Source organism: Photobacterium sanguinicancri, from assembly GCF_002265265.1.
In the GTDB taxonomy this organism is placed as follows: Bacteria; Pseudomonadota; Gammaproteobacteria; order Enterobacterales; family Vibrionaceae; genus Photobacterium; species Photobacterium sanguinicancri.
This window is the reverse complement of sequence record NZ_NOIF01000310.1, coordinates 1-2,883: the sequence shown is the minus strand read 5'-3', so window position 1 is coordinate 2,883 and position 2,883 is coordinate 1. Positions and strand designations below refer to the sequence as shown.

The following is a 2,883-nucleotide window of genomic DNA, read 5'->3' as shown; positions in this document are numbered from 1 at the left end:
TTTGGTTTAGTCGCCTTCCAGCATACTCCTTTGGGGCATGTTGTCGGAGAAGGCTCAATAAGTATCAAAGCAATCAAGGTGATGCGTTACACTCGGCGGTTTTGGTACGGAGTTCGGTGTGCTTTGCTAGCTCCGAGGGGCACACCTTATTGCAGGCGTTACCCGACTTGGTTGAGTTTTTTTTGCTTACCTAACTCCGCTGTTGCTGTGAGTTGGTCAATTCCAGATAAACTCGTATGCAGTTAGAATCGTTAGTCGTTCATAGCGGCTTCTTATTTTTAAACGTCTCAATGATTTGCGTGAATATTCACTGGTAACCGCGCCAACTTCTTTATTTGTTTTAACCATGGTTCGGCCGTGGCGGTTGATGCTCTACGTACTCCCAGTTCTTAAATTTCTCAGCCATTACCGCACCATTTTCGAGGAATGCCGCTTTCAATATTGAGGTCGGTGCGTTGGTAGGGAAGTGGTTACATTTTGGTGGTTGCCGAAAGCAGTAAAATTGTGGGCGATGTTCGCGGCTTTAGTTTTGGCTGCCTTTTTATCAATTTTATCGCAAATGTAAGGTGTGGCTTCACTAGGTAAACCATAGTGCTAACTTCATCGTAGCCGCTATTTTGTGGGTAAACGCGCAGTAATTTTCGTGGTTATAGTTTTGAATTTGTCAGCCTTGAGTGGGGTGTTTGCCGCGCTTAATCAGCGCAGTTTTTAGTTGCACTTCATCATGGCAGGCAAGCTGCTTAACCCAAGTCAAACGGCCGGGTAACAAGGGCATTAAGGTGACGCCTGACACTCGGCGGTTTTGGTTTGAAGTGTATTTGGTTTTGTAAGTTCAGCGTTGGCGCACCTTATGCCAAGGCGTTACCCGACTTGGTTGAGTTCTTTTTGTGTACTTAACTCCGCAGTCGCTGTGAATTGGTCAATTCCAGATAAATTCGTATGCAGTAAGAATCGTTCATTGTTTATAGCGGCTTCTTATTTTTAAACGTCTCAACGACTTGCGTGAATGTTTGCTGGTAACCGCGCCAACTTCTGTATTTGGCTCTAACCATGGTTCGGCCGTGGCGGTTGATGCTCCGCGTGCTCACCAGTTCTTAAATTTCTCAGCTATTGCCGCACCATTTTCGAGGATAGCCGCTTTCAATATTGTGGTCGGTGCGCTGGCAGGGAAGTGGTTACATTTTGGTGGTTGCCGAAAGAAATAGAATTGTGGGTGTTGTTCGCGGCTTTAGTTTGGGCTGCGTTGTTATCAATTTCATCGTAAATGTAAGGTGCGGCTTCACTAGGTAAACCGTAGTGCTAACTTTATCGTAGCCGCTATTTTGTGGGTAAACGCGCAGTAATTTTCGTGGTTATAGTTTTGAATTTGTCTGCCTTGAGTTGGGTGTTTGTCGCGCTTAATAAGCGCCGTTTTTAATTGCATTTCATCATGGCAGGCAAGCTGCTTCACCCAAGTCGAACGGCCGGGTAACAATGGCATTAATGTGACGCCTGACACTCGGCGGTTTTGGTTTGAAGTGTATTTGGTTTAGTAAGTTCAGCGTTGGCGCACCTTATGCCAAGGCGTTAGGTTTATAGGAGAAAAATTTGAGTTTTATATCAGCAATGAATAATTTGGAAAGCAAATTTTCATGGTCTTTGTTTGGTTTTGTACTAGCCGTTTTCTTCGGTAGTGTAACTATTTATACCGAATTCTTTAAGGTGGAGACTCCTTACTTAACTACTGAAATACTGAGTGAAACAAATGTGTTGTCGTTTAACGAAGATGTAAAGGAGTTAAAAGTACTCTGGGGTGATATCGACATAAAGAACTTAGAGAAAACGATCTCTGTAGTAAGTGTTAGAGTTAAAAACGATGGTGGTTCCTCTTTATTGAAGGAGCATTATGATTCAGATTACCCAGTAACAATCCTTGTGGAAAGTGCTCAGATAATGGAAGTTGAGTTAACGTCCGCATCAAGTAACTACTTGAGAAAGATGGCTTCAATATCATTCCATGAATCTAAGGTACTTTTGCCACAAGTTATATTGGATCAAGGAAATAACTATGTATTCAAAATACTGCTACTACACGAAAATAGTATCGACCCAAAATTTTCTATGGTTGGCAAGATAGCAGGTGTCAAAGAGCTAAGAATCGAACGTTTAAATGAAGAAGAGAGGGTAGGATTCTGGAGTGAAGTTTTCTCTGGCAATCTCTGGGTTCAGATCGTTAGAGGCCCGTTATACTTCTTTGGTTTTATATTTTCTTTGGTTTTAACCTTTTTGCCAATAATTATCACTTCCGAGTATATATCCAAGCGTAGAAGAAAGTGCGTACTCAAAAAGTACAAAGAAATGGGAGTTCTAGGGTGTGAAGAAATCCAAGGTTATATTTTTAATTTGTACTTAGATGGTGGCATAAGTGATATAGAAAAAATAAACACTTTCATATCAGATGAGCATAATTTGGTGTCATACGTTGAAAAGTCGCAAAAACACCTTAGTGAAGAGTATCGAGAGGGTTACTACTTACACCAACGCTATAAAGCAGAAGACCCTAGTTATCGTCATTCTGAGAGAAGAAGTTCTTTTAAAAAATATCGAATCTATTCATTATTGGATAAATCAGGTGTGATTGAAATTCAAGATGATGTTGCCAAAGTGAGAGAAGGTGCATCTGAATTTATCTCTGATTTTCTAAGGTTTGTGAAGATTAGAGAGAAATAAACCTAACAAAAACATCAAGTTGACACGTTTTACTCCGCAGTTTTGGTATGGGGTTCGGTGCGCTTGGTGAGTTAGCCGTGGTGCAACTTATGTTAGACGTTAAATCTGCCGAGCAAGCTCGGGGAGTGAGCGCTGTCAGATATTGCGTATCTGCTTCTAATATAGCCTAAATTT

General features: G+C 41.4%; 3 protein-coding genes. 2 read left to right on the top strand and 1 reads right to left on the bottom strand.

The features are described 5' to 3' along the window. Positions 1-1,010 precede the first annotated feature (1,010 nt). Complete coding sequence (locus tag ASV53_RS23490) at positions 1,011-1,205, top strand: hypothetical protein (protein ID WP_141226298.1); 195 nt, start codon at positions 1,011-1,013, stop codon at positions 1,203-1,205. Positions 1,206-1,282: 77 nt separating this feature from the next. Here the strand turns inward: ASV53_RS23490 and ASV53_RS23485 are convergent, their stop codons facing one another. Further along, a complete protein-coding gene (locus tag ASV53_RS23485; RefSeq protein WP_094958925.1) occupies positions 1,283-1,480 on the bottom strand; it encodes a hypothetical protein in 198 nt (65 codons plus the stop codon). Between the two features lie 107 nt (positions 1,481-1,587). On the opposite strand from ASV53_RS23485, the gene ASV53_RS23480 reads away from it, so the two are divergent. Further along, the gene (locus tag ASV53_RS23480; protein ID WP_141226309.1) at positions 1,588-2,709 is read left to right on the top strand and encodes a hypothetical protein; all 1,122 of its coding nucleotides are present in this window, start codon (positions 1,588-1,590) and stop codon (positions 2,707-2,709) included. Positions 2,710-2,883 lie beyond the last annotated feature (174 nt).

Coding starts and splice junctions, on each gene's coding strand:
- ASV53_RS23485 (WP_094958925.1), bottom strand. CDS start 1,480: ATGCCATTGTTACCCGGCCGTTCGACTTGGGTGAAGCAGCTTGCCTGC.